Origin of the sequence: Streptomyces tsukubensis, from assembly GCF_003932715.1 — a bacterium.
Taxonomy (GTDB): domain Bacteria; phylum Actinomycetota; class Actinomycetes; order Streptomycetales; family Streptomycetaceae; genus Streptomyces; species Streptomyces tsukubensis.
The window spans coordinates 5,503,194-5,529,117 of sequence record NZ_CP020700.1 but is presented as its reverse complement, the minus strand read 5'-3'; the positions used below and the strand labels follow the sequence as shown (position 1 = coordinate 5,529,117).

General features: G+C 72.7%; 19 protein-coding genes. 10 read left to right on the top strand and 9 right to left on the bottom strand.

The window, feature by feature from the left end; translation table 11 throughout:
* The first annotated feature begins 37 nt into the window (after nt 1-37).
* From B7R87_RS22965 to B7R87_RS22945, 5 genes are all read left to right on the top strand, one after another.
* Complete coding sequence (locus B7R87_RS22965) at nt 38-631, top strand: hypothetical protein (protein WP_006346666.1); 594 nt, start codon at nt 38-40, stop codon at nt 629-631.
* A 152-nt stretch (nt 632-783) separates the two neighbouring features.
* Nucleotides 784-1,488 (top strand): spermidine synthase family protein, encoded by a 705-nt coding sequence (locus tag B7R87_RS22960; RefSeq protein ID WP_006346667.1) that lies wholly within the window; start codon nt 784-786, stop codon nt 1,486-1,488.
* Between the two features lie 92 nt (nt 1,489-1,580).
* Nucleotides 1,581-2,321 (top strand): response regulator transcription factor, encoded by a 741-nt coding sequence (locus tag B7R87_RS22955; RefSeq protein ID WP_006346668.1) that lies wholly within the window; start codon nt 1,581-1,583, stop codon nt 2,319-2,321.
* Nucleotides 2,318-3,562 carry a HAMP domain-containing sensor histidine kinase gene (locus B7R87_RS22950; RefSeq protein ID WP_233168907.1) on the top strand — a complete coding sequence of 415 codons (1,245 nt, stop codon included), beginning with the start codon at nt 2,318-2,320 and terminating at the stop codon, nt 3,560-3,562. The genes B7R87_RS22955 and B7R87_RS22950 overlap by 4 nt, the downstream gene beginning before the upstream one ends.
* A 333-nt stretch (nt 3,563-3,895) precedes the next feature.
* Nucleotides 3,896-7,777, top strand: coding sequence for a multifunctional oxoglutarate decarboxylase/oxoglutarate dehydrogenase thiamine pyrophosphate-binding subunit/dihydrolipoyllysine-residue succinyltransferase subunit (locus B7R87_RS22945; protein ID WP_130584831.1), 3,882 nt, complete (start codon nt 3,896-3,898; stop codon nt 7,775-7,777).
* A 770-nt stretch (nt 7,778-8,547) separates the two neighbouring features.
* On the opposite strand, the gene B7R87_RS22940 is transcribed toward B7R87_RS22945, so the two are convergent.
* The 4 genes from B7R87_RS22940 to B7R87_RS33715 all read right to left on the bottom strand — a co-directional run bounded on the left by B7R87_RS22940 (nt 8,548) and on the right by B7R87_RS33715 (nt 16,208).
* Nucleotides 8,548-12,138, bottom strand: coding sequence for an SAV_2336 N-terminal domain-related protein (locus B7R87_RS22940; protein ID WP_187144535.1), 3,591 nt, complete (start codon nt 12,136-12,138; stop codon nt 8,548-8,550).
* 4 nt (nt 12,139-12,142) lie between these two features.
* Nucleotides 12,143-13,156: an AAA family ATPase gene (locus B7R87_RS22935; RefSeq protein WP_006346674.1), complete on the bottom strand. Its 1,014-nt coding sequence runs from the start codon at nt 13,154-13,156 to the stop codon at nt 12,143-12,145.
* 398 nt (nt 13,157-13,554) lie between these two features.
* Complete coding sequence (locus tag B7R87_RS22930; RefSeq protein ID WP_006346675.1) at nt 13,555-15,552, bottom strand: VMAP-C domain-containing protein; 1,998 nt, start codon at nt 15,550-15,552, stop codon at nt 13,555-13,557.
* Entirely contained in the window at nt 15,549-16,208 is a 660-nt protein-coding gene (locus B7R87_RS33715; RefSeq protein WP_006346676.1) for a CU044_2847 family protein, read from the bottom strand. The genes B7R87_RS22930 and B7R87_RS33715 overlap by 4 nt, the downstream gene beginning before the upstream one ends.
* A 141-nt stretch (nt 16,209-16,349) precedes the next feature.
* Here B7R87_RS33715 and B7R87_RS22915 point away from each other — a divergent pair, with 141 nt between their 5' ends.
* Nucleotides 16,350-16,532, top strand: coding sequence for a DUF6104 family protein (locus B7R87_RS22915; protein WP_006346677.1), 183 nt, complete (start codon nt 16,350-16,352; stop codon nt 16,530-16,532).
* A gap of 79 nt (nt 16,533-16,611) precedes the next feature.
* On the opposite strand, the gene B7R87_RS22910 is transcribed toward B7R87_RS22915, so the two are convergent.
* Entirely contained in the window at nt 16,612-17,460 is an 849-nt protein-coding gene (locus tag B7R87_RS22910; RefSeq protein WP_130584832.1) for a hypothetical protein, read from the bottom strand.
* 185 nt (nt 17,461-17,645) lie between these two features.
* Here B7R87_RS22910 and B7R87_RS22905 point away from each other — a divergent pair, with 185 nt between their 5' ends.
* A complete protein-coding gene (locus B7R87_RS22905) occupies nt 17,646-18,542 on the top strand; it encodes a DUF4097 family beta strand repeat-containing protein (protein WP_006346679.1) in 897 nt (298 codons plus the stop codon).
* 1 nt (nt 18,543) lies between these two features.
* Nucleotides 18,544-19,515, top strand: a complete 972-nt coding sequence (locus B7R87_RS22900; protein WP_130584833.1) for a PadR family transcriptional regulator — start codon at nt 18,544-18,546, stop codon at nt 19,513-19,515.
* Between the two features lie 70 nt (nt 19,516-19,585).
* Here B7R87_RS22900 and B7R87_RS22895 read toward each other — a convergent pair whose 3' ends face one another.
* The 4 genes from B7R87_RS22895 to B7R87_RS22875 all read right to left on the bottom strand — a co-directional run bounded on the left by B7R87_RS22895 (nt 19,586) and on the right by B7R87_RS22875 (nt 23,245).
* On the bottom strand, nt 19,586-20,209 hold the full coding sequence (locus B7R87_RS22895) for a Clp protease N-terminal domain-containing protein (protein WP_040914295.1): 624 nt from the start codon (nt 20,207-20,209) through the stop codon (nt 19,586-19,588).
* On the bottom strand, nt 20,209-20,418 hold the full coding sequence (locus tag B7R87_RS22890) for a helix-turn-helix domain-containing protein (protein WP_006346682.1): 210 nt from the start codon (nt 20,416-20,418) through the stop codon (nt 20,209-20,211). The genes B7R87_RS22895 and B7R87_RS22890 overlap by 1 nt, the downstream gene beginning before the upstream one ends.
* A gap of 69 nt (nt 20,419-20,487) precedes the next feature.
* The gene (locus B7R87_RS22885; RefSeq protein WP_006346683.1) at nt 20,488-21,450 is read right to left on the bottom strand and encodes a zinc-binding dehydrogenase; all 963 of its coding nucleotides are present in this window, start codon (nt 21,448-21,450) and stop codon (nt 20,488-20,490) included.
* A gap of 508 nt (nt 21,451-21,958) precedes the next feature.
* Nucleotides 21,959-23,245 carry an NAD(P)-dependent malic enzyme gene (locus B7R87_RS22875; protein WP_006346684.1) on the bottom strand — a complete coding sequence of 429 codons (1,287 nt, stop codon included), beginning with the start codon at nt 23,243-23,245 and terminating at the stop codon, nt 21,959-21,961.
* A 632-nt stretch (nt 23,246-23,877) separates the two neighbouring features.
* Between B7R87_RS22875 and B7R87_RS22870 the strand changes: the two genes are divergently transcribed.
* Nucleotides 23,878-24,861, top strand: coding sequence for an ABC transporter substrate-binding protein (locus B7R87_RS22870; protein WP_006346685.1), 984 nt, complete (start codon nt 23,878-23,880; stop codon nt 24,859-24,861).
* A gap of 97 nt (nt 24,862-24,958) precedes the next feature.
* The gene (locus tag B7R87_RS22865) at nt 24,959-25,924 is read left to right on the top strand and encodes an amino acid ABC transporter permease (RefSeq protein WP_006346686.1); all 966 of its coding nucleotides are present in this window, start codon (nt 24,959-24,961) and stop codon (nt 25,922-25,924) included.

Here is a 25,924-nt window from a genome sequence, read left to right as displayed (position 1 = left end):
CCTCTCGCCCCCTCCCGGCCGTACCCCGCTCCCCCCGTTGCCTGTCCTGCTGTACGGCCGCTCCCGCGGGCTGCCCGCCACCGTCGTCGTTCTGGTGGTGACGGCGCTGGCCACCGCCTGGTTCGCACCCCGGATCGTACGGGCCGACGGATTCGCGGACCCGGCGAACCGGCTGCCGCTGGTGCTGGTGGCGCCGCTGGTGGCGGCCGTGGCCATCGGGACCGGTCTGCACACGCCGAGCGACGAGCTGGACCGGGCTGCGTCCCGCGCCTGGTGGCGGCCGAGACTGCTGCACCTCCTCGGTCTCACCGGGCTCGCCGCCGGTGCGTTCGCGCTGGCGGTGACCGGCAGTCCGGAGGTGTACGGCTCCCCCGCGGCGATCCGCAATCTGCTGGGCTGTACCGGGATCACCCTGCTGACGGCGGTGGTCGCGGGGGCGGGCGTCGGCTGGCTGCCGACCGTGTCCTACGGGGCGCTGGCCTATCTGCTGTTCCAGGACCCCGCCTCCGGACCGGCCGGCTGGGCGGTACGGCCGGGGCCGGAGGCGGGGCCCTGGACGGTGGCGGTGGTGCTGTACGCGGCGGGGGCGGCGGCCTGGCTGTGGCGGGGCGCCCGGCGCGGCGGCGGCTGAACGGGAGTGACCGGCCCGGCGGACCGCCCCGGCGGTGGTGATCGTCCCCGCTCCGTACGGAAGTGCCCACCCTGGCCGAATTCATTCGCACACCCCGGCATACAGCGCGAGCATGGCCCCGTCCGCCGTACCTCAGGTCACCGGAGGCCCCCTTGTCCGCACCCGTCACACTGGACCGTCGCGAGGGGCCCCACGGAGAAGTCGTCCTGCGGCGCCGGGGCGATCACCACGAGATCATCGCCAACGGCTGCTTCCTGATGGACACCTCGGACGGACGGTCCGAACGGCGTCTGGTCGACGCGGCGTTCGAAACCCTCACCGCCGCCACCGGCCCCGGACCGGCGAAAACGACCGAAAAGCGCCCCGTCGGCCCCGCGCTGCTGATCGGCGGTCTGGGCGTCGGATTCTCCCTCGCCCACGCCGCCGCGGACCCCCGCTGGGGCGGGATCACCGTCGTCGAACGGGAGCAGGCGATCGTCGACTGGCATCTGGCGGGACCGCTCGCGGACATCTCCGGCACGGCCGTCGCCGACCCCCGGAGCGTGATCCTCCGCACGGACCTCCTGACCCATCTCCGGGCCGCGGCGCACCGCTACGACGCCCTATGTCTGGATATCGACAACGGCCCCGACTGGACCGTCACCGACGACAACGCAGGCCTCTACACCCCTGCCGGACTCGCCCTGTGCCGGGCCGCCCTGCGGCCGGGCGGAGCGCTCGCCATCTGGTCCGCACAACCGTCCCCGGAGTTTGAACAAGCGTTGCGGAATGCCGGGTTCAGCGGGGTAAGAACCGAAGAGATCCTGGTTGCCCGAGGCGTACCGGACGTGGTCCACCTCGCCGTTAGCCCTGCGTAGCCGGGATGCGCAAAGTGCCTTTAGTCTGCTGAACCACACACCGGATCGACAACCAAGCGTGAATCTCCCGAGAGCGCTTACAGGGGCGGGCGATGGAACAGACACAGACCACCACCCAGACCGGCGTCGCGGCCACACCGGGCGCGCAGCGGCGGGTGCTGGTCGTCGAGGACGACTCGACGATCGTGGACGCCATCGCAGCCCGGCTCCGGGCCGAGGGCTTCCTGGTGCAGACCGCCGCCGACGGACCGGCCGCCGTGGACGCCGCCGACGCCTGGCAGCCCGACCTGATGGTGCTGGACGTGATGCTGCCCGGCTTCGACGGGCTGGAGGTCTGCCGCCGGGTCCAGGCCCAGCGGCCGGTTCCGGTCCTGATGCTCACGGCGCGCGACGACGAGACCGACATGCTGGTCGGTCTGGGCGTGGGCGCCGACGACTACATGACGAAGCCGTTCTCCATGCGCGAACTGGCGGCCCGGGTCCATGTCCTGCTGCGCCGGGTGGAGCGCGCCGCGCTGGCCGCGGTGACCCCGCGCAGCGGGATCCTCCGCCTCGGCGAGCTGGAGATCGACCACGCACAGCGGCGGGTCCGGGTCCGGAGCGACGACGTCCATCTGACGCCGACCGAGTTCGACCTGCTGGTCTGTCTCGCGAACACCCCGCGCGCGGTCCTCTCCCGCGAGCAGCTGCTCGCGGAGGTCTGGGACTGGGCGGACGCCTCCGGCACCCGGACCGTGGACAGCCACATCAAGGCGCTCCGGCGGAAGATCGGCGCGGAGCGGATCCGTACGGTCCACGGGGTCGGCTACGCGCTGGAGACGCCCGCGCCATGAGGCGGGTCCGTGGCACGAAGGACGGCCTCGGAGCCGTTTCCGGGGCCGGTCCGGGAACGGCGGCCGGACTCCCGTCCGGTCCCGGGCCCCGGCCCGGGACCGGGGCGGAGCGCCGGAGCGATCCGTGGCCCCCGGCCCGCGACGGGCGTCCTGGGCCGCGCCCGGACCGGCGGCGGGCCACGGTCCCCGTCTCCATCAAGACCAAGCTCGGCATCCTCGTCGTCGTCTCGGTCTTCATCACCACCGGGCTGCTCCTGGTCGCCCTGAAGACCTCCACCGAGCTGCGCTTCATCACGGTCTTCTCCATCATCGCCACCCTGCTGATCACCCAGTTCTTCGCCCACGGCCTGACCGCGCCGCTGGACGAGATGAACCGGGTCGCCAAGGGCATCTCCCACGGGGACTACACCCATCGGGTGCTGGGCGCCGACCGCCGTGACGAGCTGGGCGACCTGGCGGCCACCATCAACCGCATGGCGGACGATCTGGAGGCCGTGGACCGGCACCGCAAGGAGCTGGTGGCCAATGTGTCGCACGAGCTGCGCACCCCGATCGCCGCGCTGCGGGCGGTGCTGGAGAACGTCGTGGACGGGGTGTCCGCGGCCGATCCGGAGACGATGCGGACCGCGCTGACCCAGACCGAGCGGCTGGGCCGGCTGGTGGAGACGCTGCTCGACCTCTCCCGGCTGGACAACGGTGTCGTACCGCTGCGGGCGCACCGCTTCGAGGTGTGGCCCTATCTGTCCGGGGTGCTGAAGGAGGCGAATCTGGCGGACGCGCACCGGAAGCTGGCCTCCGGGTCCGGGCGGCACACCCGGACCGACGTCCATCTGCACCTGGACGTGTCACCGCCGGGCCTGACCGCCTACGCGGACACCGAACGGCTGCACCAGGTGGTGGCCAATCTGGTCGACAACGCGGTCAAGCACTCTCCGCCGCACGGCCGGGTCACCGTCCTGGCGCGCCGCGGCCCGCAGCCGGAGTCCCTGGACCTGGAGATCCTCGACGAGGGCCCGGGCATCCCGGAGCAGGAGCGGCACCGGGTCTTCGAACGGTTCAACCGGGGACAGGTGGCCTTCCCGCACGGCAAGGGCAGCGACGGCGGTACGGGTCTCGGCCTGGCCATCGCCCGCTGGGCGGTCGATCTGCACGGCGGGCGGATCGGAGTGGCCGAATCCACCCGCGGCTGCCGGATCCGGGTCACCCTTCCGGGAATCCCGGCCGAGCGTCAGTTGACGTAGGGTTCGAACCGTCGGCGGCCGTGGTGCGTGTATCCGACACGGGAGACTCCGGGCGACCGGGGCGGCTACCCCGGCCTGCACCCGGCCGACATCCGGCAGGACCGGTGCGCAGACACGTTCCGCCGCTCGGGCGGGCGGCGCCGCCGACCGGTACGTCCCGCCCCAGGTTCGGGCAAACTGTGCTTGTTTCCCGCCATTCCTTGCAATGAAACCCGGCTTTCGATGTGACTTACATGACGATGACCGGTCCGGCCTGCATCTGGGGCCCCAGGGGGCGTAGCCTTTATTTCCGCTGTCCATCACCTTGTGAAGCGGAAGAGGGCGGTTGCCGCCGTGTCGTCTCAGTCCCCCAGTAACGCCAATTCCCCCAGCCTTCGGCCGGGTGGGGCCCCCACGGCCGACCGAGGCACGCCGGGCCAGGGCCCTGCCGCCGCCTTCGGTGCCAATGAGTGGCTCGTCGACGAGATCTACCAGCAGTACCTCCAGGATCGCGATTCGGTAGACCGCGCCTGGTGGGACTTCTTCGCCGACTACAAGCCCGGCGGGAAGAACACCGCCGAGGCTCCGGCCGAGGGTGCTGCCGCAGCCCCGGCCGCCGCGGCATCCACCGCCCCGGCTCCGGCGACCGTCCCCGCTCCGGCTCCGCAGCAGCCGGCCCCGGTGTCCGCTCCGGCACCGGCCGCGCAGCCCGCTCCGGCCGCGGCGCCCGCCGCCCCGGCAGCCCCCGCCGCACCCGCGGCGAAGGCGCCCGTGGCTCCGGCTGCACCCGCGGCACCCGCGGTCAAGCCGCCCGCTGCTCCGGCGGCGAAGCCCGCCGCGGCCAAGGCCCCCGAGGCCGCGGCTCCGGCCGGGCCCGAGCTGATCACCCTGCGCGGCCCCTCCGCCGCCGTCGCGAAGAACATGAACGCCTCCCTGGAGGTGCCCACGGCCACGTCCGTGCGCGCCGTCCCGGTGAAGCTGCTCTTCGACAACCGCATCGTCATCAACAACCACCTGAAGCGCGCCCGGGGCGGGAAGGTCTCCTTCACCCACCTCATCGGCTTCGCCATGGTGCAGGCCCTGCGGGCCATGCCGTCGATGAACTGGTCGTTCGCGGAGAAGGACGGCAAGCCGACCCTGGTCAAGCCGGAGCACGTCAACTTCGGCCTCGCCATCGACCTGGTGAAGCCGAACGGCGACCGCCAGCTCGTCGTCGCGGCCATCAAGAAGGCCGAGACCCTCAACTTCTTCGAGTTCTGGCAGGCGTACGAGGACATCGTCCGCCGCGCCCGCAGCAACAAGCTGACGATGGACGACTTCACCGGCGTCACCGTCTCGCTGACCAACCCCGGCGGCCTCGGCACGGTCCACTCCGTGCCCCGGCTGATGCCCGGCCAGTCGGTGATCATGGGCGTCGGCTCCATGGACTACCCCGCCGAGTTCCAGGGCACCTCCCAGGACACCCTGAACAAGCTGGGCATCTCCAAGGTCATGACGCTGACCTCGACCTACGACCACCGGGTCATCCAGGGTGCGGCGTCCGGCGAGTTCCTGCGCGTCGTGGCCAACTTCCTCCTCGGCGAGGAGGGCTTCTACGACCAGATCTTCGAGGCCCTGCGGATCCCCTACGAGCCGGTCCGCTGGCTCAAGGACATCGACGCGTCCCACGACGACGACGTCACCAAGGCCGCCCGGGTCTTCGAGCTGATCCACTCCTACCGGGTCCGTGGCCATGTCATGGCCGACACCGACCCGCTGGAGTACCGCCAGCGCAAGCACCCCGACCTCGACATCACCGAGCACGGGCTGACCCTGTGGGACCTGGAGCGCGAATTCGCCGTCGGCGGTTTCGCGGGCAAGTCCCTGATGAAGCTCCGCGACGTCCTCGGCGTGCTCCGCGACTCGTACTGCCGCACCACCGGCATCGAGTTCATGCACATCCAGGACCCCAAGCAGCGCAAGTGGATCCAGGACCGGGTCGAGCGCCCGCACTCCAAGCCGGAGCGCGAGGAGCAGCTGCGGATCCTGCGCCGGCTGAACGCCGCCGAGGCCTTCGAGACCTTCCTGCAGACGAAGTACGTCGGCCAGAAGCGGTTCTCGCTGGAGGGCGGCGAGTCCGTCATCCCGCTGCTCGACGCGGTCATCGACTCCGCCGCCGAGGCCCGCCTCGACGAGGTCGTCATCGGCATGGCCCACCGCGGCCGGCTCAACGTCCTCGCCAACATCGTGGGCAAGTCGTACGCCCAGATCTTCCGCGAGTTCGAGGGCAACCTCGACCCGAAGTCGATGCACGGCTCCGGCGACGTCAAGTACCACCTGGGCGCCGAGGGCACCTTCACCGGTCTCGACGGCGAGCAGATCAAGGTCTCCCTGGTCGCCAACCCCTCCCATCTGGAGGCCGTCGACCCGGTCCTCGAAGGCGTCGCCCGCGCCAAGCAGGACGTGATCAACAAGGGCGGCACCGACTTCACCGTGCTGCCCGTCGCCCTCCACGGCGACGCGGCCTTCGCGGGCCAGGGCGTCGTCGCCGAGACGCTGAACATGTCGCAGCTCCGCGGCTACCGCACCGGCGGCACGGTCCACGTCGTCATCAACAACCAGGTCGGCTTCACCGCCGCACCGGAGTCCTCGCGCTCCTCGATGTACGCGACGGACGTCGCCCGGATGATCGAAGCGCCGATCTTCCACGTCAACGGCGACGACCCCGAGGCCTGTGTCCGGGTCGCCCGGCTGGCCTTCGAGTTCCGCCAGACGTTCAACAAGGACGTCGTGATCGACCTCATCTGCTACCGCCGCCGCGGTCACAACGAGGGCGACAACCCGCAGTTCACCAACCCGCAGATGGTCGCGCTGATCGACAAGAAGCGTTCGGTGCGCAAGCTGTACACCGAGTCCCTGATCGGCCGCGGCGACATCACCCTCGAAGAGGCGGAGCAGGCGCTCCAGGACTTCCAGGGCCAGCTGGAGAAGGTGTTCGCGGAGGTCCGCGAGGCCACCAGCCACCCGGCGCCGACCCTGGTGCCGGACCCGCAGGCCGAATTCCCGGTCGCCGTGACCACCGCGGTGTCCCAGGAGGTCATCAAGCGGATCGCCGAGTCCCAGGTCAACATCCCGGACAACATCACCGTCCACCCGCGGCTGCTGCCGCAGCTCCAGCGCCGGGCCGCCTCCGTCGAGGACGGCACGATCGACTGGGGCATGGGCGAGACGCTCGCCATCGGCTCCCTGCTGATGGAGGGCACCCCGGTCCGGCTCTCCGGCCAGGACACCCGGCGCGGCACCTTCGGCCAGCGCCACGCGGTCCTGGTCGACCAGGAGACCAACGAGGACTACACCCCGCTGCTCTACCTGACCGACGAGCAGGCCCGCTACAACGTCTACGACTCCCTGCTCAGCGAGTACGCGGCGATGGGCTTCGAGTACGGCTACTCGCTGGCCCGCCCCGAATCGCTGGTCATGTGGGAGGCGCAGTTCGGTGACTTCGTCAACGGCGCACAGACCGTCGTCGACGAGTTCATCTCCTCCGCCGAGCAGAAGTGGGGCCAGACCTCCGGCGTCACCCTGCTGCTGCCGCACGGCTACGAGGGCCAGGGCCCGGACCACTCGTCCGCCCGCCCCGAGCGCTTCCTCCAGATGTGCGCGCAGAACAATATGACGGTCGCCATGCCGACGCTGCCGTCGAACTACTTCCATCTGCTGCGGTGGCAGGTGCACAACCCGCACCACAAGCCGCTGATCGTCTTCACCCCGAAGTCGATGCTCCGGCTCAAGGCCGCGCAGTCGAAGACGGAGGAGTTCCTCAACGGCGGCTTCCGCCCGGTCATCGGTGACGAGTCGGTCGACCCGAACGCGGTCCGCAAGGTGGTCTTCACCTCCGGCAAGGTCTACTACGACCTCGACGCGGAGCGGAAGAAGCGCGGCATCACGGACACCGCGATCCTCCGTCTTGAGCGGCTGTACCCGCTGCCGGGTGCGGAGCTGCAGGCCGAGATCGCCAAGTTCCCGAACGCCGAGAAGTACATCTGGGCGCAGGAGGAGCCGGCGAACCAGGGTGCGTGGCCGTTCATCGCGCTGAACCTGATCGACCACCTGGACCTGGCGGTCGGCGCGGACGTGCCGCACGGCGAGCGCCTGCGCCGCATCTCGCGGCCGCACGGCTCGTCGCCCGCGGTGGGCTCGGCGAAGCGGCACCAGGCGGAGCAGACGCAGCTGGTGGCGGACGTCTTCGACGCGTAGCCGCGTCCCGCCGGCGTTCCAACGGGCCCGGGTGGAGCACCTCTTGACGGGGGTGCCCACCCGGGCCCGCGGCGTTCCCGTGCGGGACGCGCCGCGACCTCGGAGGGCCGTTTTCCGTGGGGACGCGTTCTGCACCCGTACGGGACCCGCCCGGACCGGCGGGGGAGTCTCCTGTACGGGATTCGCCCGGCCTGGCGGGTGGCGTTTCCCGGCCGCGGCCGAGATGTGGCTTGTCGCGCAGTTCCGCCCCCTATGCCTTCAGCATGGGGGACCCCCAGCGCCCCTAGGTTGCTCCCTCTCACGCCCTTGTCCGGGTCGGGCGCCTGCACAGTCAAGGGCGGGAAGACCATGAAGGGGCGCGGGGAACTGCGCGACAAGCCACATCCGGGCCGCGGCCGGCTGACAACCCACGCCACGCCGGACGCATCCCCTGGCCAGCGGAAAGCACCTGGGCGCTGGGGGTCCCCCCATTGCCGAAGGCATAGGGGGCGGAACTGCGCGAACGGCCACATCCGGGCCGCGGCCGGCTGACAACCCCCGCCACGCCGGGCGCATCCCCTGGCCAGCGGAAAGCACCTGGGCGCTGGGGGTCCCCCCGTAGGTGGGGGTACCTCCCACGCCGCCAGGCGTAGGGGGAGGAACTGCGCGACAAGCCACCCACGGCCCGCGGCCGGACGACGGCCACCGCCCGGCTGGGCGCCAGCCCGTACCAGAAACCACCCCCACCGGGCCGGGCGCGGCACGGCGCGAGGGTCTTGAGGGCGTGACCCTCAGCGGGAGGCGGTCAGGCGCGCGATCTCCTGGCGCAGGAACGCTCTCGGCTCTCCGCCGATCTCCACCGCATCCGCCTCCGTCAGCATCGCCAGCACCGCCTCGTGCTCCTCCAGCGCCCGCCGCGGCCCCTTCGCGCGGGTCAGCCTCCCGGCCCGGTCCCACTGGGCAGCCAGCAGCCGGTCCAGGACCTCCCGCGGGCCCCGCGCCGCCCGGCGGCAGTGCGCGGCGGCGTCCAGCAGGCGGGCGCGGGACGCCGTGCGCCGGGCGAGCAGGGCGACGGCGACGGCCCGCCGCCACCAGGCGGTCGCCGCCAGCGCGGGGTCCGCCGTGGTGCGGGCCGCCTCGCCCAGTGCCCAGTCCGCTTCGTGCAGGTCGGCCACTGTCCCCTCGGCCCGGAAGCGTTCCAGATAGGCCTGTCCGAGGAGCGCCCGCCGCTCGGGCAGCGCGGGGTCGCCCACCGCGGTCTGGTCGACGGCGCCGCGCAGATGCCGTACCGCGGTGCGGATATCGCCGGGCGCGTCCTTGTCGATACCGCGCTCGACGAGCCTGCGGCCCAGGGAGGTCAGCAGTCCGGCGCGTCCGGGGTCGTGCCAGGGCAGCAGCGGCAGGGCTTCCGTCCAGGCGGCGATCACCGAGTCCCGGTGGGACCAGCTGCCGCCCGCGGCGTACCGCTGTTCCAGCAGCCGCCCCATCCGCAGCAGGATGTCCGCTTCGACGGCCTCGTCGCGGTCGACGGTGCGGCGGGCCTGGTCGAGGGCCTGGAGTATCCGGAGCCTGGCGTCGTCGTCGGGGTGTTCGCTGCTGTACGCGATGGCGTCGGCGTACTCCAGCCAGACCCGGACGGTCTCCCGGGCGCCCGCGCCGGTGGTGGCGGCGGTGGCGTCCGTGGCGTCGATCCCGGCGAGCAGATCGCCTTCGGCGCGTTCGGCGCAGGCCCGGGACTCGGCACGGTCGGGGGTGTCCGCGGGGACGGGGCCCTCGCCCCGGTGGTGGCGGGCGAGTTCGAGGAGGAGGCTGCCGCGCAGGAGCAGTGCCTCGTCGCGGGCGGGGTCCCGCTCCCGGCCGGTGAGGAGCCTGTTGTCGGAGTCGGAGTCGGCGTCGGCTTCGGGCCCGGGATCGGGGTAGGCGCCGAGCCCGGCGCGGGTCTCGTCGACGTAGGCGTCGACGACGGCGACCGCGGTGCCGAGGGTGGCGGTGAACCAGTCGGCGGGCGTGCCGGGCCCGTAGGGCGCCCCGGTGACGGCGAGCCGCCTCAGGACCCGGACCCGGACGGGCGTCGCGGCCGTCCGCAGGGCGGTGTCCCAGCGCTGGGGGCCTTCGGTCAGCTCGGCGAGGCTGTTGTCGGCGGCGGACAGCAGGACGGTCGCCGTGAGCCCGGGGTCGTCCATGTCGTCGATGGCATGCAGTCCGGCCGCCGCCGCGGACCGTACCGCCACCCACTCCGGCAGGAGTTTCGCGCTGAGCCGCCCCTCCGACACCTCGCCCGCCGCGATCTCCAGCACTCCGGCGAGCGTCAGCTGGGCCGCGGGCGGCCCGGTGACGGCGTTCTGTGCCGCGTCCAGCGCCTCGGGCAGGTCTTCGGGCACGGGCCGCAGGTACCAGCGGCGCAGCAGCGCTTCGGCCAGTTCGCCGTAGAGCGCTGCGCGGCGCGCGGGGTGCCGTTCGGCCCGGGTGGCGGAGCCGAGGAGCCGGATCCCGGTGTCGAGGTCGGGTACGGTGCCGTGCTCGCCGAAGTGGTCGAGGCAGGCCCGGGCCCGGGCGGCGAGCCCGCCGGATCCTTCGGCGGCGGCCTCGGTGCCGCCGAGGGGGGTGGCGGTGGGCGAGGGGCCGCCGAGGCGCCGCAGGACCTGGGTGGAGACCTGGGCGAAGGCCCACAGTTTCCGGTTCTCCGCTTCGGCCGGTCCGGGGGCCGCCGCCGCTTCCTCGTCCCGGGGGTCGACGGCCCCGGAGAGGAAGGCCGCGGCCATGGCGGGGAAGTTGCGGACGGTCCGTCCGTACCGTGATTCGACGTACTCGGAGCAGTGTTTGAGGACGAGGGACGCGCTGCCCGCGCCGAGCTGGCCGAGCAGTTCGTCCCGTACGCCGTCGAGGAAGGCGTACGCGGGCGCGTCGTGCATCCCGTCGTACATCCCGTCCTGCGTCGCGTCCCGCGTCGCTTCGGCGTCCGCGGCCCGGTCGTCGCGGCGCAGCAGCCCGCTGAGGAGCACCTCCGCGAGGACGTCGGGTCCGCTGCGGTGCAGCATGGCGCGCTGGACGAGCTGCATCACGGGCAGTACGAGCGGTACGGCGGAGAGGTAGACGGCGAGCCGGGCGGCGGCGGGTGAGGCGGTACGGCGGAAGGCGCGGACCCGTTCGGCGGGGTCGATCCGGCGGTCGGCGCGGGGGCGGGCGCGGGTGGGCCGGTGGTGGGCGGAGACGGTTGCGGCGGCCGCGTTCAGGGACTGGCCGGTGGCGCCCGCGATCAGCCGGGTCCAGGCGTCGAAGGAGGAGCGGCGGGGGGCGAGGACCGGTACGGGGATGCCCGCGGCGGCCTCGGCGGCGCCCCGGGGTACGAACTCCAGCCGCCCGGCGGGCCCTTCGCGCCGTCGCAGCAGTCCGGGCCGGGCGGGCAGATGGGTCCGGCCCCACATGCGCTGCGGCAGCGGCTGGACGACGCAGACGGGTGCGGTGGCGGCCCAGCCGTGGAGCAGCCGCTGCATCCGGCCGCTGCGCCAGAGCGGTCCCGCGCAGTCGCTGAGGACGACGGTGATCCGCTGTCCGGTGGGATCGCCGAGGTGGGCGGGGAGGGGGGCGTCCTCGGCGATGCGGTGGACGGTGACCTCGCGGAAGGCGCCGGCGCGTTCGCAGATCCGCCGCAGCTCCTCCAGGGCGCCGGACCAGATCGCGTTGGAGCTGGACCGGTCCATGACGAGGGCGATCCGGGCTTCGCGGCGGCGGACGGCGGTGAGGACGGGAACGACGATCCCGGTGTCGGCGGCCCGGTCGGCGGTGGCGATCTCGTCCAGTTCGCGGCGGACGGCGCGGACGGGTGGCCGGTAGCGCTGGAGGGGGCGGAGGGAGCGTTCGAGGGAGGGGGCGTCGGGCAGGGCGACGGGGGCGGGGACGGGGACCGTACGCATCCGGCGGTCGGCGGCGGTGCCGTACCCGGCTTCGGTCTGGGCGGGTCCGTACAGCCCGAAGCGCTGTCCGGGTGCCGGGGCAGGGTCGCCGTGGCCCGCGGCGGGGGGTGGGTGCGGGTGGGCGGCAGGGCCGGAGGGGGTACGGGGCGTGGCGCCCGGACCCGTACCGGCGGCGGCGGGGGTGTCGGCGGCGGGGCGGGGTTCCGCGGCGGGTACGTAGCGGGCCAGCCACAGCGCGTCGGCCAGCTCCTCGGCGCCGGGCCGCAGTTCGGCCTCCCGGAGCCGGGCGACGAGGGCGGCGATGGCGGCGATCTCCGCGGATCCCCGGCCGTCCGCGGAGGCGGGGGCGGCGGAGGCGGCGGAGAGCCCGCTGTCCGGGCGGCTCCCGTGGGACGGCTCGGGCACCAGGGGCCCGGTGGTCTCGCCGGGCGGGTCTCCTGGGCGGCGCGGCGGGTCGCTCTCGCCCATGACGTCACCGCTGCCGGGTTTCGAGCGGCCGCATCAGCAGTCCGGCGATCTCCTCGCGCCGGGTCGGTTCGGCCCGCCCCGTGTGCTGCGTCAGATAGATCGCGTTCAGCAGCTGGTCGGTGGGGCGCAGTTCGCCGTCGCCGTCCTCGCTGGTGAAGCGGGCGATCAGGTCCAGGTGTCCTTCGTCGGCACCGGCACCGAAGTGCGCCTGGACCATGGACGCGAGGCGTTCGTCGCGCGGCGGGTCGAGATGGAGCCGGATGCAGCGGCGCAGCAGCGGGGCCGGGAAGTCCCGTTCGCCGTTGCTGGTCATGACGATGAACGGGAAGGCGTGGCAGCGCACCCGGCCGCCGCGCACCGGCACCCGGCGGCCGTCGTCGGTGAGGACCAGAACCTCTTGGTGGCCCGGCCGGTCGGCGGTGCGCTCCAGTTCCGGGAGGGTGAACTCGCCCTCCTCGACGACGATCAGCAGATCGTTCGGCAGGTCGATGTCGCTTTTGTCGAGTTCGTCGACGAGGAGGACGCGGGGGCGTTCGGTGGGGAGCAGGGCGGTGCCGAGCGGGCCCAGCTTCACATAGGCGCCGATGTCGTCGGGGGCGCGGGACTCGCGCTCGGCGAGCTGGGCGTCCTGGAGGCGGCCGATGGCGTCGTAGGTGTAGAGGCCGTCGCGGAGTTCCGTACGGCTGACGACGGGCCACTGGAGCACCCGGCCGAGGCCCAGTTCGTACGCGATGGCGTGCGCGAGGGTGGACTTGCCGGATCCCGGCTCCCCCGTGACGAGCAGCGGGCGGCGCAGGTACAGGGCGGCGTTGATGAGCTGGAGCGCCTCCGCGTCGTACGCCGGGGGCGCGCCGATCCGGGTGCCGAGCCGCCGGGTCGACGAACTGTCGATGGGCGGCGCGGGGTCCGGCAGCGGCTCGCCGGAGAACGTGCGCCAGGGCGGTGGCGGCGGAAGGTGCCCGATCCGCTCGGGATCGGGTGCCCCGGTGCCCCGGTAGATCAGCCAGTCGTCGTCCATCGCTCGCTCCTTTTCAACGGCCGGGTGACCGATGGCGGGCAACGTGAGGTGTATTCCCTGCCCGGTGCCGTCTCATGACTGCCGTTCGGTGCCCGGTATGAGGTCTCCTCATGAGGAAGCTCGCCGTCCGTACGGGGAGCGGCCGTTCCGCCCGCGGAGCGGCGGTTCCGCGCCGGTTTCTCCGCTGCACCGCGGGGAAGTCCGGCGGTTTTCCCGATGTCGTGTCCGAGGTGGTCACCGGGGTCGTTCCGGTGTCTTTTCCGGTGTGCTGCGGGTGGCCCTCCGCTCCCGGGCGCGCCCCTGTCCGCCCCCCTGTCCGACGCCTTCCCGGCGCCTTCCCGACGCCTCCCGAATGCCGAGGTCTCCTTCCGCCTCCGCGCAGGGGCGGGGCGGAGTGTTCAGGGCGAGTCAACCGGGCCGTCGCCGTCGGCCGGAAGGGGTCTGCGCGGATCGTCGTAGAGCAGTGCCACGCCCTCCGCCCAGTGGCCGCCGTCGCGCCGCCCGCTGATGTCGTCCCTGATGCCCCGCAGCCGGTCGGGGAGTTCGTCCGCGCTGCCGGTGGCGGCGAGCAGCCCGGCCGCCCCCCGGTGCAGCTCCTCGCAGAAATCGCCGCAGCCCTGCTCGGAGTGGCTGTCGGTCTGCCACAGGGCCACGCCGTGCCCCGCCTCCAGGGCCATCCCGATCGTCCGGCGGCCCACACCGCTGCCCGCGGGCCGGCACAGGACGGGAACGCCCGCCGGGGTGATCTCGGCCAGCTGGCGGGCCCGTGGGACCTGGCGCGGCGGCGGTACCCGGCAGGCGCTGAACGGCGGTCCCGCGGAAGTCAGCCGCTGCCAGCGGTCCGCCCAGACACCGTCCGGCTCCCCTCGTCTGCCGATATCACGCAGCACCACCGCCCGGCGTACCCCGACATACGCCGGATGGTGCAGTCTGGCCATCTCCGTCAGCTGCCAGCGGTGCACGGCGGTATCGAAGTGGTCGGCCGGAAGCGCGACTTCGAGGGGTACGGGCGCACCGGGCGCGTCGACCGAGGCGAAGACCTCCGCGAGGGGCGCGCGCAGTTCGCGGACGAGCCGGTCGGGTGGGACGCCGTCGCCGGTCTGCACCTCGTGCAGCGGCTCGTTGACGTCGTGGCCGTCGTCGACCCGGACCCGCCAGTAGAAGCGGGGGGTCGGGGCGTCCGCGACGGGTTCCAGCTCGACGATGACGACGGCCCGGCCGTCACCGGGCGCCGGATGGCGCATCACGGTCCGCTCGACGCCACCGCCCCCGTCCGACGGGTGCAGCAGACCGGGCGGCAGGGTGGCCTGGGTGACGACGGTGTGGACGATACGGGGTACGTCGTCGAGGCGGCGCACCACCCAGTCCACGAGCGCCGAGGGGTCACCGCCGCGGGCCCGGTCGTATGCGGCGACGAGCCGCAGATAGTGGAGGGCGGCGATCGCGGCGGCGGGCTGCCCCGCCTCGTACAGCAGTCCGTGTCCGTCGCGCCAGGCGTGCGGCAGCAGTTGGCCGGGCGGGGCGGCGACCCCGCCGCGGGCCTTCTTCGCCAGTTCGACAACGGGCAGGATGCCGTCCGGCGGGGGGATTGCGGAGAGCAGGGCGAGTGCCTCGCGGCGGTCGCGGGGGCTCCATTCGTCACCCCCGGTCCGGGCGCCGGTCCCGGGCAGCCGGTGCTGGCGCTCGACCCAGTTGTGACCGGTGATCTTGGGTGACCGGCCGTGCCAGCGGTCGTGGGCGGCGGCCAGTTCGTGGTAGTCGGCGCCGAAGCGCCGCAGTGCGGTCACCGCGATGGCCATCCCGCCGTCACGGCCCGCGCGCCGGGACTTGAGGACGCCGACGACGGCTCCGGTGTGGGCGTCGAGGACGGGCGAGCCCGAGCCGCCGCGCGGGAATTCGGCCTCGGGGCGGATCCGCAGGCCGTACGCGTCGTCGAAGCCGTTGATCCGGGCGGTCGCCTGCCAGGGCACGGCGCGTTCGGGGTGGGCCTCGCCGCCGGGGCGGTAGCCCTGGACGACGCCGCGGCCCCCGGGGTGGTCGGTGCGGTCCGTCAGCCAGACGCACTCGTGCTCGGCGTCCGGGTCCAGCAGCCGCAGCAGGGCGAGGTCCTGTTCCACCGGGACCTTGTGTTCGGGCAGCGGTCCGCCGTCGACGAGCCACCGGTGGAGGCGGGCGTCGAGGGGTTCGCCGCCGTTGACCTCGGGTCCCGCGATCCGCACCGGACGGCCGGGGTCGCCCCGCAGATGGGGTGCGAGGACATGCGCGCAGGTGAGGATCCACCCCGGGGCGACGAAGAATCCGGTACCCCACAGCGGGGTGTCGTCCGCGCCCCCGATGCGTACGGTCGCGGCGCGCAGCAGCGCGTCGATGACGGGGTCGGACTCGCCGGGGGTCATACCGGTGCCGGCCCGCTGCCGCCCGCGCCGTCACCACCCGTATCCCGGTCGGCCGTGGGCAGGTCCGCGGCGGCGGCCGGATCGGGTGCGGCAGGGGGCCGTACCGGCGCGGGCGGATGGGCGGGAGGCGGCGGGACCGTGACCGCCGGGGGAGCCGGAGCGAAAGCGGGGGCCGCGGGAAGAGCAGGAGCGGGTACGGGGGCGGGTGCGGGTACGGGTGCGGCAGGGGGAGCGGGATCGGGCGGTACGGGAACGGGTGCGGGCCCCGCGGACGTCCGGGCCGCCTCCCCAGCCTCCCCCGGCTGCCCTACCTGCCCTGCCTGCCCCGGCTGTTCCTTGAGCCGCCAGAGGAGGGTGACCTGGACGGACGTCTTGGCCTCGCCCGACGCGAGAACGGCCAGCGCCGCCCCGGACTTCGCCGTCAGCTCCACCCCGAAGGAAACACTGGCCTCGTCGGGCCCGGCGGCCGCCGCGGCCCGCAGCACGGAACCGCCGACGTCCGTGATCAGTTGCTGGAGCTGCTCGACCCTGGCCAGGGCGGTGTCGGCGAAGCCGACGTCCTCGTCGTCGTCGCCGTACCCACCGCCCGGCGCGGTGAGCCGGGCGTGCACCACGGCCCCTCCGGGCAGTTCGATCCGCTGGACGCGTCCGTTCATCGACTCCCCCGAACCGGACGGCAGCCCGTCCCGTTGGCGCGTTACCTGAATGGTGTGTGCATGGCGACGACCGGAGCACCCCGCACGGTTCCGCGGCCTTAACCTGAAGAGGTAGTCCCCCATCCGTCCCGGGAGCATGTCTTGTACTTCACCGATCGCGGCATCGAGGAGCTGGCGAAGCGGCGCGGCGAGGAAGAGGTCACCTTCGAGTGGCTCGCCGAGCAGCTGCGTACCTTTGTCGATCTCAACCCCGACTTCGAAGTGCCGGTGGAGCGGCTCGCCACCTGGCTGGCGCGGCTCGACGACGAAGACGAAGACGACTGAGTCGACTGAGACGACTGATCCGGCAGGGCTGCCGGGGGCGCACCGCCCCCGGCTCACGCCTCGCTGACCCGCCCTCCGCTCACCCCTCGCTGACCCGTCTCCGCTCGTACGCCAGCAGCAGCGCGCCCTGCGCGGCCAGTACCGCCCCCGCCACGGCCCAGCCGCCGCCGGCCCGGCCGCCGGGACCGCCTCCGGACCATCGGCGCAGACCCCAGACGGCCAGCGGCACCCCCACCGCGAGCTGCGCCGCCCCGAGCGCCTTCAGCCCCCGCCGCTCCCGCGGCTCGCGGAGCCAGTGGTCGAAACTCTCCTCCACCGCGTGCAGCTCGGTCCTGACCGCGTCCCGCCAGCCCGCCCACTCCACGGTCTGCGCGTCGTCCCTCGCCTCGGCGACCGCGTACAGCTCGGCCGGGGCCCGGCCGGGGGTGAGCCCCGGGGGCGGCTCCAGACCGGCGCGGGAGAGTACGGCGACCAGTCCGCGCAGCCGGTCCGCACCGCTGATCTCGCGGTTCTCCCTGGTCAGCGGGGCGAGGGCCTGTACGTCGATCACCGGGTCGAGCCCGAGGCGGGCAGCGAACGTCAACATCGCCTCGTCCTCGCCCGCCGGTGTCCCGTCCGTCAGCCAGACATAGCCGACCGGGCGCCGGAAGCCCGAGGCCAGGGTGAACCCGACCCGGTCGGCGTCCCACCACAGCGCGAGTACGGGTCTGCCGAGGCCCACCGCGACAGCGAGGGCGACGGCCCAGCCCGCGACCACCCGGTCGACGGGCTCGCCGTCCTGCCAGGCCGCGCCTTCCGGGACCAGGGCGCTCCACTCCTCGCCCGCCGGGAGGAGCAGTTGCGGCTCGCGCAGCAGCTGGGCGGGAGAGCGTACGGCGGAGGGCTCGGCCCGCACCAGGAGGAGGGCGCCCACGGCTGTCGCGTTCATATCTCTCACGCTAGGCCACCCTGACCGGCTATGACCGGTTTTGACCGGCAGTTGGGCGAGCGGGGGGACGGCCGGGGGCAGAGAGTTCACGGGCTTGACAACCCAAACTCGCGATATATCGTCTCCATCCAAGAGACGCGATATATTGCGTTGCCGACGGTGGGCCGAGCCGGGAGGTCAGCGAGATGGCAGAGTCGACGTGGGAGGTGCCGGAGCCGCGCAGGCTGGGCTTCGACACCCCCGTGACCGCGCTCGACGTAAGGATCGTGAACGGCACGGTGAACGTCGTGGGGACGGACGAGCCGTCCGCGCGGCTGGAGGTCTCGTCGATCGACGGCCCTCCGCTGGTCGTCACCCACACCGACGGCAGACTGACCGTGGCCTATCCGGACCTGCCCCGGCAGGGCCGGCTGAAGTGGCTCGACCACAAGAAGTGGCACCGTGACGCCGTGGTGTCGCTGGCCGTACCCGTAGAGGCGACCGTGGACGTCACCGTGGTCGGCGCGAACACGGTGGTCTCCGGGATTGCGGGGGCGACGTCCGTACGGGGTGTGAGCGGCGACACCACCCTGGTCCGGCTCTCCGGGCCGATCCGGACGGACACCGTCTCGGGCGCCCTGGAAGCCCAGTCGGTCACGGGCGGACTGCGGTTCAGCTCGGTCTCCGGCGATCTCACGGTCATCGAGGGCGCGGGCTCCTCGGTCCGGGCCGAATCCGTCAGCGGCAGCATGACGGTCGACCTCGCGCCCCGTGACGACGACCGCCCGGCCGGCGGATCGTACGGGCCCACGGAGCTGCGGCTCGCCACCCTCTCCGGGGCGGTCGCGATCCGGCTGCCGGACCGTACGGACGCGCGCGTGAAAGCGGAGACCGCGAGCGGCTCCGTATCGAATGCCTTCGACGATCTGAAGGTCGGCGGCGACTGGGGCGCCAGAACGATCACCGGGACCCTCGGGACCGGTACGGGCACGCTCAGGGCGAGCACCCTGTCCGGCTCCCTCGCCCTGCTGCGCACCCCGCCCCGCGACGACGCCCACGTGGCAGCGGGCCCCGCGGGCCCCGCCCAGGAAGAGGTGCTCTGACATGCCCCCCGTCTTCGCCCACGGCAGGCTGCGCCTGTATCTGCTCAAACTCCTCGACGAGGCCCCGCGCCACGGCTACGAGGTGATCAGGCTCTTGGAGGAGAGGTTCCACGGGCTGTACGCGCCCTCCGCGGGCACGGTCTATCCGCGCCTGGCGAAGCTGGAGGCCGAGGGGCTGGTCACCCATGCCACCGAGGGCGGCCGCAAGGTGTACTCGATCACCGCGGCGGGCCGGGCCGAACTGGCCGGGCGCAGCAGCGAACTGGACGATCTGGAGCAGGAGATCCGCGAATCGGTCTCGGAGCTGGCGGCGGAGATCCGTGACGACGTCCGCGGTGCGGCGGGCAAGCTCCGCAGCGAGATCCGTGCGGCGACCTCGGGGGCGCGGTCCGCGCCGCCGGGCGCTGCGCGCGGGGAGCGCGGCCCCGGCGGTCACGACTGGCCGGAGCAGGCGCTTTCGGAGGTCGCCAGGATCGCGCAGCAGGTTCAGGACCAGGTGGAGCACCATGTCGCGCTGGGTGACTGGCCTGCGGGGCTGCGGGAGGGGCTGTCCGATCTGACGACGGAGCTGTCGACCCGGCTCGGCGGTCTGACCCGGCCCCCTGCGCCCCCTGCGCCTCCGACGCCTCCGGCACCTCCCGCATCCTCCGCGCCGCCCGGGCCGCCCGGGCCGCCGGTGCCTCCCCGGCCCGCCTCACCACCCCCGCCGCCGCCCGTACCCGCCGGGGCTCCGGAGCCGGACCGAGCAGACCCCGAACCGCCCGCATGGGCCGCGGACCTGGCGCCGACCGGGGATCCGGCCCGGGACCTGGACCGGCTGCTGGACCGGTTCCGCGACGACATCCGTGACGCGGCACGCGACCACGGCGTCACAGCGGGCCGACTCGACGAGGCCCGCCAGCGGCTGTCGGCCACGGCGGAGCACCTCACGTCCCTGCTCGGGGGCCGCTCTTCGGACCCGCTGCGGAAGTGAGCCCCGGCCCGCCCCGGACGCACTCCGGGGCGGGCCGGGAAAACCGGCCGGATCAGCCAGGTCAGCCAGGTCAGCCGGGGCCGTCGGCCGCCGCCGTACCACCACCGCCGTCGCCGGGACCGGGGCCGGGGCCGTCGGGGCGGGCGAACATGACCCGCTCCAGCGACGCATAGGTCGCGCCGTGGTCGGCGAGGACCTCCGCGACCACCCCCGGGCCCGCCGTCAACGCCAGCAGGACGTGCTCGCCCCCGATCGCCCGGTCACCACGGCCGACGGCGATCCGGAGGGACTTCTCCAGGGTCGCCTTGGCACCGGGCGAGAAGGGCTGGTGCGTCCACCGGCGGCGGGCCGCCCGGAACCGGCCGGACACCCCCGGGTCGAGCGCGCCCCGGCCGTGCGCGGCCTCCGCCCCGGCGACCACCTCGTCGACGTCGATCCCCAGCCCGGCCAGCGCCCGGACATCGGCGGGAGAGAGCCCGCCCCGGCGGCGGGCGGTACGGAGCGCGTCCTCGACGGAGGCGCGCCGGTCGGTGACCCCGAGCGCCGCGAATGCGAAGGCGGTACGGGTGCCCTGCTGGTCCAGGAGCGCCAGCAGAAGGTGCTCCTCGGTGACGGTTCTGTCGCCCGTGCGCTCGGAGTGCGCACAGGACCGCGTCACCACGCGGCGGGCGTCATGGGTGAACCGCTCGAACATCATCGCCTCCCGTGTTTCTTGTGCACGGCCTGCCGGCTGACCCCCAGCTCCGCGGCGATCTCCTGCCACGACCAGCCCTGATGGCGGGCGCTGCGGACCTGGACGGCTTCGAGCTGCTCCAGCAGCCGCCGCAGCGCGACGACCGCCCGCAGCCCGATCCGGGGGTCACGGTCGCCCGCGCGCTCGGCGAGATCGGTTGCCTCAGTCATAACTGTCAATCTAGATTGACAACCACGGCCGCGTCAACCTCTATTGACAGCCGATGGGGTTCCCGCCGCTCAGGGGGTGAGCACGATCTTCCCGAAGAGATCGCCCGCCGCCATCCGCTCGAAGCCCTCGCGGGCCCGGTCGAGGGGCAGCACCTCGTCGATCACGGGCCGGACGCCGGTGGCGGCGCAGAAGGAGAGCAGATCCTCCAGTTCGTCCTTGGAGCCCATCGTGGAGCCCACGACCTTCAGCTCCAGGAAGAAGATCCGGGTCAGCTCCGCATGGGCCGGGCGGTCGCCGCTGGTCGCCCCGGAGATCACCAGGGTCCCGCCGGGCCGCAGGCATTTGACGGAGTGGGACCAGGTCGCGGCGCCGACCGTCTCGATCACGGCGTCGACCCGCCGCGGCAGCCTGGCCCCCGGTTCGTACGCCTCCTCGGCGCCCAGTTCGACGGCCCTGGCGCGTTTCGCGGCGTCCCGGCTGGTGGCGTACATCCGCAGCCCGGCGGCCTTCCCGAGGACGATGGCGGCGGTGGCGACCCCGCCCCCGGCGCCTTGGACGAGGACGGTGTCACCGGGCCGTACACCCGCATTGGTGAAGAGCATCCGGTAGGCGGTGAGCCAGGCCGTCGGCAGACAGGCGGCCTCCGCGAAGCTCAGCTCCTTCGGTTTGCGCAGAACGTTCCAGGTGGGTACGGATACCTGCTCGGCGAAGGTGCCCTGATAGTGCTCGGTCAGCAGGGACCGGGGCTCGGCGGGGCCGACGCCGTGGCCGCTCTGGCCGATGACGGAGTGGAGGACGACCTCGTTGCCGTCGGGGTCGATCCCGGCCGCGTCGCAGCCGAGGATCATCGGCAGCTTCCCCGCGGACAGCCCGACGCCCCGCAGGGACCACAGGTCGTGATGGTTGAGGGAGGCGGCCTTGACGGTGACGGTGGTCCACCCGTCCCGGGCGGCGGGCGCGGGCCGCTCCCCGAGGACGAGGCCGTCGAGCGGATGGTCGCGGTCGATACGTGCGGCATAGGCGGCGAACATGCGCCCGACCCTAGGCTCCCCGTCCCCACCGAGAAACCACCCCGGAGTGTGACACCCCCCTCCCTGCACCAACGAGGACCGGCAAGGCCGGTCAGGGGCGCTGGGGGCACCGCCCACGCCGCCAGGCGTAGGGGTGGGGGCACCGCCCACGCCGCCAGGCGTAGGGGTGGGGGCACCGCCCACGCCGCCAGGCGTAGGGGTGGGGGCACCGCCCACGCCGCCAGGCGTAGGGGTGGGGGCACCGCCCACGCCGCCAGGCGTAGGGGTGGGGGCACCGCCCACGCCGCCAGGCGTAGGGGTGGGGGCACCGCCCACGCCGCCAGGCGTAGGGGTGGGGGCACCGCCCACGCCGCCAGGCGTAGGGGGAGGAACTGCGCGACAAGCCCCCACCGGCCGGCAGCCGGACACTCACCAACACCACGCAGACGCGAAAGGGCCCCGAGCGCGGCCCCCTGAAAAGGAGGCCCACGCCCAGGGCCCTGAAAACGCCAGGCCCCCCCCGGAGGGGCTACGCGCGGGCCACACCCTCCGCCCGCGCCGCCGCGGCCACCGCGGCCGTCACCGCCGGTGCCACCCGCTCGTCGAACGGCGAGGGGATCACGCAGTCGGCCGCGAGCGCATCGCCCACGACGTCCGCCAGCGCATTCGCCGCCGCGATCTTCATGCCCTCGGTGATCCGGGACGCCCGCACCTGCAGCGCCCCGGCGAAGATGCCGGGGAACGCCAGCACGTTGTTGATCTGGTTCGGGAAGTCGCTGCGGCCCGTCGCCACGACCGCCGCGTACTTGTGCGCGATATCGGGGTGGATCTCCGGGTTGGGGTTGGCCATGGCGAACACGAACGCGCCAGGCGCCATGGAGGCGACGGCCGCCTCCGGGACCGTACCTCCGGAGACTCCGATGAAGACGTCCGCTCCGGCCAGCGCGCTCTCCAGCGACCCGGTCAGCCCGGCCCGGTTGGTCAGCTCGGCCAGCTCCTGCTTCACCGGCGTCAGATCGTCCCGGTCACGGCTGACGATGCCCTTGCGGTCGGCGACGGCGACGTCCCCGAGCCCGGCCTCCAGCAGGAACTTCGCGATGGCGACACCCGCCGCGCCCGCACCGGAGATCACGGCGCGCAGCTCGCCCAGCTCGCGCCCGGTCAGCTTCGCCGCATTGCGCAGGGCCGCCAGGGTGACGATCGCGGTGCCGTGCTGGTCGTCGTGGAAGACGGGGATGTCGATGCGCTCCTGCAGCCTGCGCTCGATCTCGAAGCAGCGCGGCGCGGAGATGTCCTCCAGGTTGATCCCGCCGAACGACGGGGCCATCCGGACGATGGTGTCGATGATCTCGTCGGTGTCCTTGGTGGCGAGCGCGATCGGCACCGAGTCGACCCCGCCGAACTGCTTGAAGAGGATCGCCTTGCCCTCCATCACCGGCAGCGAGGCCTCGGGGCCGATGTCACCGAGTCCCAGCACCGCGGTGCCGTCGGTGACGACGGCGACGACGCCCGACTTCCAGGTGTAGTCGTGGACCAGCTCGGGCCGCTCGGCGATGGCGGTGCAGACCTTGGCGACGCCGGGCGTGTACGCGAGGGACAGATCGTCCTTGTCCCGCAGCGGCACCGTGGCCGCGACCGCCAGCTTTCCGCCGCGATGCAGGGCGAACGCCGGATCGAAGGGCTCCTCGGCGGCCGCCGCACCGGCCTCCGCCACACCGCCGACGAGGGTGCCGGAGCCGGTGCCGGCCCCCGTTCCCGTACCGTCCGCGGCCGTGGTTGCGCTGTCGCTGCGAGGATTGACAATCTCCGCTGCCATTGGGTTGACCCCTTAAATCTTCATCGGTTGAGGGTTTCCGCTCCTGGTGAGGAGGGTTGAGCGGGCACCGCGTCCGCACCCGGCCCCGGCGGTCTGACCGCCCGGCCGAGCCGTTGCGTACGCGCGGGCGCGCCGCACACGCGCCCTGAGCCCCGGATGAGGGGTGTAAGAGTCCTTCTTACCGGAACGTGACCGTGGACGACGAGTCCATATCGCGCCAGGCGACCCGAATCACTACGACACGTCGTCCTTCACTCGGAAAAATCATGACACGCCGGTTTCACGCAGTGAATACCGGCCATGGCCGGATGGCAGCCGCAGATCTTCCGGCCCGGAGGAAGGTTTTCCGCTAATGGTCCGGTCGTTCGGTACCGGCCTGCGGGGGTCGGGGGCGTCCCGTTATCCGATTTTGACATGCGCGGGCCCCTGAAGGAGCCCGCCCGAATGGCAAGATGCCGAAAACGCACAAGGTCGCGGCGATCGGACAGCCGCCCGAAGGCCCGCTCGATGGCACGTCCCCGACCTGCGGAGACGACCGGCGAAGGGCCCCGGGCGGGATCGTGGACGCGACCCGAACGCGAACGGACGCGACCAGAAATGGCTGCCCACTGACACGCCGGAGGATCCCCGACATGACCGCACGCACCATGCGCACCTCGACCGCTCCGAAGTTCCGGAAGTCCCGCTCCTCCCGGTTCGCCGCGGTCGGCGCCCTCGCGGTCGCCGGTTCCCTGCTGCTGACCGCCTGCGGCGACCAGACCGACAGCGGCTCCAAGGAGAAGGGCAGCGGCGACAAGACGTCCAACAGTGCGCCCCTCTTCGACAAGCTGCCCGAGAAGTACCAGAAGTCCGGTGTCATCAAGGTCGGCACCAACGCCGAGTACGCGCCGATGGAGTCCGTCGAGAACGGCAAGATCGTCGGTGTCGACCCGGATATCGCCGCCGAGCTGGGCAAGAAGCTCGGGGTGAAGTTCGAGTTCACCTCCGGCTCCTTCGACGGCCTGATCACCGCCCTGAACACGGGCCGCCACGACATAGCGATGTCGTCGATCACGGACAACAAGCAGCGCCAGGAGGGCCTGGACGAGAACGGCAAGAAGCTCGGCAAGGGCGTCGACTTCGTCGACTACTTCCTCGCCGGGACCGCCGTCTACACCAAGAAGGGCAACCCGGAGGGCATCAAGTCCATCGCCGACCTGTGCGGCAAGACCGCGGCGGTGCAGCGCGGCACGACGTACGAGAAGGCCCTCCAGACCCAGTCGAAGGCCTGCAAGGACGCGGGCAAGCCCGCCGTGAAGATCGAACCCTTCGAGAACGACACCGAGGCCCAGACCCGGGTGAAGTCCGGCGGCGCGGTCGCCGGGGTCAACGACTACCCGGTCGCCCTGGACCTGTCCCGCAAGGCCGACGGCGGCAACGCCTTCGAGGTCGTCGGCGAGCAGATCGACGCCGGCCCCTTCGGTATCGCCGTCAACAAGGACAACACCGCGCTGCGGGACGCCCTCAAGGAGGCCGTCGACGCGATCATCGCGGACGGTTCGTACCTGAAGGTGCTGCAGAAGTGGGGCGCCGAGAGCGGAGCGATCGACAAGGCCGCCGTCAACGGCGGCAAGTGACGCCCACGGCACAGGCCCGTATCTCGTACCTCTGTAGAAGAGACTCCCCCGAAGGGCAGTCACCGTGACTGACAGTACCGACAGCTCGCGCCCCGGCATGTTCGACAAGACCGACCGGCGGGACGGCGCACCGGAGACGGCCCCGGCCGAGGCCGCGTACATCCCGCCCGAGGCGATCAAGGCGATACCCGTACGGCATCCCGGCCGCTGGGTCAGCGGCGCGATCGTGATCGGCCTGCTGGCCGCCCTGGTCTACGCGTTCGCCCAGGGCGACATCAAATGGGGCACCGTCGGCGATATGGCCTTCGACCGGCAGGTGGTCGAAAGCGCGGGCAAGACCCTGTGGATCAGTGTCCTGGCGATGGCGCTGGGTGTGGTCCTCGGTGTGCTGCTCGCCGTGATGCGGCTCTCGAAGAACCCGGTGACCAGCTCGGTCGCCTGGCTGTACATCTGGTTCTTCCGCGGCACCCCGGTCTATGTCCAGCTGCTGCTCTGGTTCAACCTGGCGCTGATCTTCGAGTACCTCAACATCCCGGGCATCTACAAGGACGAGATGACCGATGTGATGACCCCGTTCATGTGCGCCCTGCTGGGCCTCGCCCTCAACGAGGCCGCGTACATGGCGGAGATCTGCCGGGCGGGCATCGTCTCGGTCGACCAGGGCCAGACCGAGGCGTCCCAGGCGCTCGGCATGACCCAGGCCAAGACGATGCGCCGGGTGGTGCTCCCGCAGGCCCTGCGGGTGATCATCCCGCCGACCGGCAACGAGTTCATCAATCTGCTGAAGACCTCGTCCCTGGTCTACGTGGTCACCTACGGCGAACTGATGCGCACCACCTCGCAGATCGGCTCCACCTCCTATGCGGTGATGGAGATGCTGTTCGTCGCTTCGCTCTGGTACATCGTGATGACCAGCGTCTTCAGCGTCGGCCAGTACTACCTGGAGCGGCGGTACGCCCGCGGCTCCCAGCGCGATCTGCCGCCCACGCCCTGGCAGCGCGTCAAGGTCAATCTGTTCTCCGGCTCCGGCCGGCGCACCACCCCCGCGGGAGGCACCCGATGA